Genomic DNA, 6391 nt, shown 5'->3' on the forward strand with positions numbered 1-6391 from the left:
ACGTGAAGAGGCAGTAAAGCCGGGATTTAAAGGGCAACGCGGCGCTCATGGCCTTGCCTGATTGGAACCTGCGGAGATCGGCCTCCGTTTGGCTGAAGCCATGGCAAAAATCAATCCGAGGACCGTCGCCAGTCTTTTGAGGGAATACGCACAACGGGCGTCTATGCGCGGCGACAATCCCTATCGCATAAAGGCGTACTTGCGCGCGGCAGACAGTCTGACGGCGCTGTCGCAGCCGCTTGATCGGATCATCGCCGCCGGCGCCCTCACCAAGATCCCGGGGATCGGTGAAGCGATCGCAGACATCGTGACCAAGCTTTACCAAACCGGCACGCACCCAAGCCTTGAGAAGCTGCGCGAGGATGTTCCAGCGGGCGTGATGGAGCTGTTTGCCATACCCGGGCTTCGTCCCGATAAGATACTGAAGCTTCATCAGGCGCTCGGCGTGAACTCGCTGGCGGAGCTCGAGGCCGCAGCAAGAGAAGACCGCATACGCCCAGTCAAAGGCCTCGGCGCCGCGCTTCAGACAAAGCTCCTGCAGAACCTGGCCATCGTGCGAAGCGGCGAAACGCAACTTCACCTGCACAAGGCCGCCGCTCTTCTCGAACATGCGGTCATATCAGTGAAGCAAGAGCATCCAGAGTTTTCGCGCGTCGAAATTGCAGGCGACTTCCGGCGCGGTTGCGAGCTCGTTTCCGATTTCGCCCTGGTAGCGCAGGCCAGAAAATCGACTGGAATCGAGGATACGACCCTGAGGCTTGTTGTCACGGACAGGAAGCACTTTGGCGCGCGCATGCTCGAGGCAACCGGTTCGGCAGACCACCTCGAGCAACTGAAGACGTTCGCGGCCGACAAGGGGTTCACCCTAAATGCCGACGGGCTTCATCGCGGGAGAAAGCTGATCGCGTCAGCGACAGAAGAAGAAATCTACCAAGCTCTAGACTTGCAGTTTATCGAACCTGAATTGCGCGAAGGCAGGGACGAGATTGAGCGAGCGGCAAAGCAGAAGCTACCCGCCCTCATTCGGGATGAAGATCTGCATGGCATCCTGCATTCTCACACGACCGCATCCGATGGCACCGAAACGCTTGAGGCAATGGCTGAAGCCACGCGCAAGCGCGGTTTCGAATACTATGGTGTCGCCGATCATTCGCAGTCCGCTCACTACGCAGGCGGCCTTTCGTTGCAGGAGATTGCTGAACAGCACCGCGAAGCTGACCGGCTGAACAAGGCATACAATGGAAAATTTCGCATACTGAAGGGCATCGAGGCGGACATCCTGGCGGATGGCTCGCTCGATTACCCGAATCATATCTTGGAGCAGTTCGATTTCGTCGTCGCGAGCGTGCACAGCCGCTTCAAGTTGCCCAAGAAGGAACAGACGGAGCGTATCATTGAGGCGATCGGAAATCCTCGGACGACAATCCTCGGGCACATGACCGGTCGCCAGCTGTTGCGCCGGCCCGGTTATGATCTCGACGTCGACAAAGTCCTCAAAGCGTGTGCAAAACACGGCGTCGCTGTCGAAATCAACGCACATCCTTGGCGACTCGACCTCGACTGGCGCTGGCATCAAAAGGCACTCGATCAGGGCTGCATCTTCAGCATCAATCCGGACGCTCACTCGATCCGCGAGCTCGACCACATGCATTGGGGGGTCGAGATGGCGCGCAAGGGCGGTGTCCCTGCGAAGCGGGTCCTGAACGCGATGCGTTTGACGGCCCTCCTTGCGCATCTCGCACGGCGCAGGCAAACGTCCTAACCTGCTTGTGCGCCCGGCCTATCAGCGCAGGAGTCCGTCATTCTCAAAATCTTCCCAGCCGCGCAAACTGGAGTGCGAGTTCTCATCGGGGCCATAGCCAACTGAAGCTGCAGTTCCGCGGCCGCTTCTTTGAGCACGTTTCATAGCGGCCTTCCCCGCGGCTCGCCGCCTATTCTCTGCAGCTGTCGCTGCGTCCTGTTCGCGCCAGACCGTAACCAGGTCGCGGTCAAGCACATCCTCCACGTGCTGCGGGTCGAACACGTGAAAGGTGATGTTCCTTGCCCGCCCGCGGAGTTTCACCGTTTTCGTCCCGGCGCTCTGCAAGCGACCATCTTTCAGCCAGCGGTGCCGTTCGGCCGTCGAGATCGTCAGAATGTCCTCGATTTCACGGGGGATTACGGGCAGGTCTTCGATATTCTGCAGTGCATTGGATACGATCCCGAATACCACCTGCACATCATTCTCGGTGCCCTCAGACAGGCGCAGGGTAAGCACGCGGGACTCGATATGGAGCAGTTTCCTGAACTCCGTTGGAAGGCGGGCGCGTATTTCAAGGAAAATACCCCTCGCTCTGACGGACGATCCAAGCGTTGCAGCCGGGGTTAAAGGCCACTCTCCAATCAGTTTCGCTGTTGCATTGATTTTTCGGCGTGTGGACATGCCCCTTTATATAGCTCACCGATTGTCGGCAGCGATGAGCCGATCGCAAAGCCAGCAGAGTTCTAATCCGCCAGCGGTCTGAACCATGATGCCCAAAGGCGCAACCACGATTGTTAGCGGGGCCGCTGATTGTCGTCGCCTTGCGCTTACCGACAATTGTACTTCACCCGTTCCGGGCTTCCTTGTGGGTGCCGGGACCAACATGTGATCTCCATAATACGTAAGAGCCGGAGGCCCATCGCCGGCGACAAGGCGATCATTGCAGAGAAAGGTTACGATCGATCGGATGCCCGCGGCCTTCACCCGAAATGTTGCTGGGCGCCTCCTTCGACAGCGCGCCCATGCGAGACGTCCTGGCCGGGCGCGCCGCCTGTTGAGAGCGACGATCGCGAATGCGCGAACGGCTGGACGGCAGGTGAAGCGGGGTCGCGATAGGCGCATATCGGACTTGCTAGCCGTCGAACTCCGGCTTATCCGTTCGTCCGCCCATTATCCGGCTGGACAGCGCCGCGCCCTTGGGCTGTTCAAAGTGCGCTTGCATCTTCCCTACGCCGACAAGCGTGGCCGTTGTATCGCCGTAGTGTCAACCCGCTGAAGTCCGGCGGTGCTTTCTCAGCCGAGTGATCGCCGACTTGTCGACCGTGATCACCCCGCCGCAGTCAATCCGCACAGTGAGTTTGTTTGCTCCGCGATCGATGCGGGTGACGTCCCCAACAAGAACCACTCGGTCTCCGGCCCGGACTTTTGGGTGGCGGATCAATCGTATAAGGATGGTCATACGAGGGAATGCTCACCCTGGCGCGCCCGCTGGGGAGAATCGTGATGACGGTACCTGCTAGTGAAACCTCATCGCCAACCTCAAATTCGCGAGGCATGTTAACGTGCAGCATGGTCTTCCTCCCGATGCTTTCCCTAATTGACGCTTTGCTAAATTAATGCCCGGCCAACCAGGTTGGTTGTTTGCAATCGACTTCGTACGGTTCCGCACAGTTCCAAGCTGGTATGCACTCCCAGTTGGCCTCGGATCGGTATTGTGTGCGTCAAATTCTGCAGAAATGGTTTGACAGTCAGCGATGACCTTGGCGCGCCCCGTCCAGCCACGTGTTAGCGGAGCGGCGGACTTCCTCTCGGTCCGGCGATGGCCACAAACGAGGAGCGTGGAGCTGAAATCGATCTTTCGCCTTCAGGTACGTCGTTCCGGTAAATTCGAAGAATGCCGACGCCGGAAGCAGGTATCGAGCGCGCTTTGATGCTACGGCAACGCCTACAAGCAATTTTCGCTATGTTCCCTTGGCGGCAATGATCGATGGGCATCCTCGATCGTTGCCGTCCGCCGCCGCTCCTATTCAGTTCCAAGCCGCGGAGCTCGCTCGTCGACATCGGAGCCGGTGTTAACCAGCTTCCGCGCCGATCCCTCACTTCAAGATCGCTACGTTCCCACCGATCACCGCTTGGCGCTGTCGCTGTCCGCTTCGGCCCGCGCAAGGAACTGCTCGGTCGTTGAGGCAAGATGGGTTTTCAGCCAATCCGCCATCGCGACTTCCTCTCGCAGGTTCTCTTCGCAAGCCCGAAGAACCTCGGTTTCGCCGAGCGATCGAGCAGCGGCAATCAGGATCGTGTAGGAGGCGATTTCCATGTGCTCGAACGTGTAGCTCGCCAGCGATCCTTTCATCACCTCGTCTCCAGCGAAGACGCCGCTCAGCGATTGCGCCATCGCCGTCAGCTTGCCGCCAGCATCCTTCATCGTGGATGAACCCTCGTCCATCTGATCGAGACAAGTCTTCAGCCGGGCAGCCTGCTGCTTAGTCTCGTCGAGGTGCTGTCGGATTCGGTCGCTCAGATCGGGATAATTCTCGATACGACTCAACTGCCCGTTCAACATCGTCTCTGCCTGCTCTTCCATGGCATGAGCGTCTCTAAGCCATTGGACAAACCATTCCCGACTTTCTGACATTTCGAATCTCCTTTGCTACTTAAGGAAAAACTTTCGGAAGAAGACATTGTTCCGGAGCAAAGCCCGCCGAGCGGCCCTTGACAGTCCCAGAGGATCAGCGACGTAGCGGATCTCAATTCACCTCACGAAGATCCTCAGCAATGCGGGTGAAGGCCAAGATGGCGGAAGATCGGCGCAAGGAAAACGGGCCATGGAACGCGAGACGCGCCGATCAACCACACCTGCTCGCCGCTGCGCGTTCCATTACAAGGTCCAACTGGCACTGGCCCGCCTCCTCGCCATCCCACGCGGCGACGTATTGAAGCGCCCCGCATGGCATACCGCGACCGCCGTCTGTCGTCCCGGGCAAGTAAGAACGGCAAGCAGATGAAACTCCCAGCGCTCGGCGAAGCTGAAGCGGTTTCTTGAGGAGGCGCTGATCGCGGCCGCTGGCGCTCCGCATTGAGCCTCGTGCCTCACCGCACCATCACGTTCGCAAGGAACGCGACGGCCTCTCCGCTCGTTGATTGCTTTTCGAATCGAGCCGCCGTCATGCCCTCCATATCGATACGCAAAACGGAATACGATCCCGACAGAAGAATCCTCTCGGTCTGGTTCGTGGCCAGCGGTAAGCGGTGCGAGTTTGAGGGGGTACCGCCGGAAACTTTTGCCGCTTTCCGGGCGGCATTCGCCAAGGGCCGCTATTTCAACGACCATATCCGCAACAATTTCCGCTACCATCTGGTTGCGACCCATAGCGACCCGGGATGACCTGACCTGCCGGTGTCTCAATCGTCCTGTCGCTCCAACCGGCGGTTGGTGGACGCGTCGCCGCTGTTGCCCTAAGTTCGCTTTCGGTCCGCGCGCACCTCGCAAAGCCCACCCCCGAAGTCCCTGCCTGGTGCAAAGGCGCTTGATCGGTCCCGCCGCCCTGGCAGTGTGCGGCGGGATTTTTTGCGCTCCAGGTGGAACACCGGGGTGCGGGCAAGGTTCGGTGCACGCAGTACATCCTCCATACGATATTGCTGCACGATCGGCTGACTCCGATCCGGCCCGCGTCTCCTCAATCCAGAGACGCGGGCTTTTGGCGAATGTCTGTGGATCAGCGCGCCATCAGGTCTGTTCAGCGCTAGAGTAGAGGCGATCGCGTATCTATCTGACCGAAAGCAAACAGAAGCGAGGCGTGCCCCACTGAAAGCACAAGCAAGCGCAAAGGTTCATAGACTGATGCTCGGCTGGCGGCAACTTGCTCGCCAGCCGAGTTGGTTCACGCGGTGGTCGGGGGAGACTGGCCAGCCACACGCTGGTGATTCCAACCTGTGCCGATGTGCCAATCAGCAACCTTCGTCCGTCTTTTTCACCTGGCCTGGCGCGGCGGTGTTGGCGGTCGTGTCCTGCTGACCTGGCGCAGCCTGCTGAGCGCTGCCAGTCTGCTGGCCGGGCGCGCAGTCTCTGGCCGAGTTCGGATTTGTGGTGCCGCTGGTGGTGGTCGTGTCGGTGCCCTGATCGCCGGACATGTTGGTCCCGCTGCTCGTCGTGCCGGTGCCCTGACCCGTCGTACTGGGCATGGTTGTCGTGGTCGAGGTTCCGCTCGTCGAGGTTCCGCTCGAAGTTCCGCTGGTCGTCTGGGCAAAGGAAAGCCCGGCCGACAGCGCCAGGACGGCCGAAGCCAAAAGGATGCGTTTCATCTTCCTTCTCCTGTCTGAATGCGCGGGATGCGCCTGGCAAATCGAACAGGCAGACAGAAGGAGTGTTCCCCGATGAAGTTCAACTTTTGTAACTCTGGTCGTAGGTCAGCCTTAGGATGGCCGGCGTATACTAGAAGTCTCTTGAAGAAGACACTGCCCGCACCAGAATCCATGGCATGGCTCGGAGAATAGGCATTGGTGACCAGGTGTCGATTACTGCCACGGTTCGAAGGCGGATAACAGAGGACCGCGTAAGCGTCTCGATCCCAGGTTACGACTTCCCACATTCCATCATCGACCACATCAAGGTGAACCGAGGCCAGCAAATCGACCTGAAAGGCGAGGTCA

6 protein-coding genes are annotated in these 6391 nt (G+C 59.1%); 2 read left to right on the top strand and 4 right to left on the bottom strand.

Annotated features, from left to right (window positions below; all coding sequences use genetic code 11):
• Positions 1 to 100: 100 nt before the first annotated feature.
• Positions 101 to 1762: a DNA polymerase/3'-5' exonuclease PolX gene (locus NKJ93_RS26960; protein WP_352592210.1), complete on the top strand. Its 1662-nt coding sequence runs from the start codon at positions 101 to 103 to the stop codon at positions 1760 to 1762.
• A 21-nt stretch (positions 1763 to 1783) separates the two neighbouring features.
• On the opposite strand, the gene NKJ93_RS26965 is transcribed toward NKJ93_RS26960, so the two are convergent.
• Together NKJ93_RS26965 and NKJ93_RS26970 are read right to left on the bottom strand one after the other, a co-directional pair.
• A complete protein-coding gene (locus NKJ93_RS26965; RefSeq protein WP_352496206.1) occupies positions 1784 to 2422 on the bottom strand; it encodes a hypothetical protein in 639 nt (212 codons plus the stop codon).
• A gap of 1444 nt (positions 2423 to 3866) precedes the next feature.
• Complete coding sequence (locus NKJ93_RS26970; protein ID WP_352592192.1) at positions 3867 to 4376, bottom strand: ferritin-like domain-containing protein; 510 nt, start codon at positions 4374 to 4376, stop codon at positions 3867 to 3869.
• A gap of 531 nt (positions 4377 to 4907) precedes the next feature.
• Here NKJ93_RS26970 and NKJ93_RS26975 point away from each other — a divergent pair.
• Entirely contained in the window at positions 4908 to 5126 is a 219-nt protein-coding gene (locus tag NKJ93_RS26975) for a KTSC domain-containing protein (RefSeq protein ID WP_352496205.1), read from the top strand.
• 563 nt (positions 5127 to 5689) lie between these two features.
• On the opposite strand, the gene NKJ93_RS26980 is transcribed toward NKJ93_RS26975, so the two are convergent.
• Both NKJ93_RS26980 and NKJ93_RS26985 read right to left on the bottom strand, forming a co-directional pair.
• On the bottom strand, positions 5690 to 6043 hold the full coding sequence (locus NKJ93_RS26980) for a hypothetical protein (RefSeq protein WP_352496204.1): 354 nt from the start codon (positions 6041 to 6043) through the stop codon (positions 5690 to 5692).
• A partial coding sequence (locus tag NKJ93_RS26985; protein WP_352592195.1) for a hypothetical protein occupies positions 6040 to 6391 on the bottom strand: 352 nt, incomplete at its 5' end. The genes NKJ93_RS26985 and NKJ93_RS26980, both read right to left, overlap by 4 nt.

The sequence above is a fragment of the Mesorhizobium sp. M0028 genome, assembly GCF_040323855.1.
In the GTDB taxonomy this organism is placed as follows: Bacteria; Pseudomonadota; Alphaproteobacteria; order Rhizobiales; family Rhizobiaceae; genus Mesorhizobium.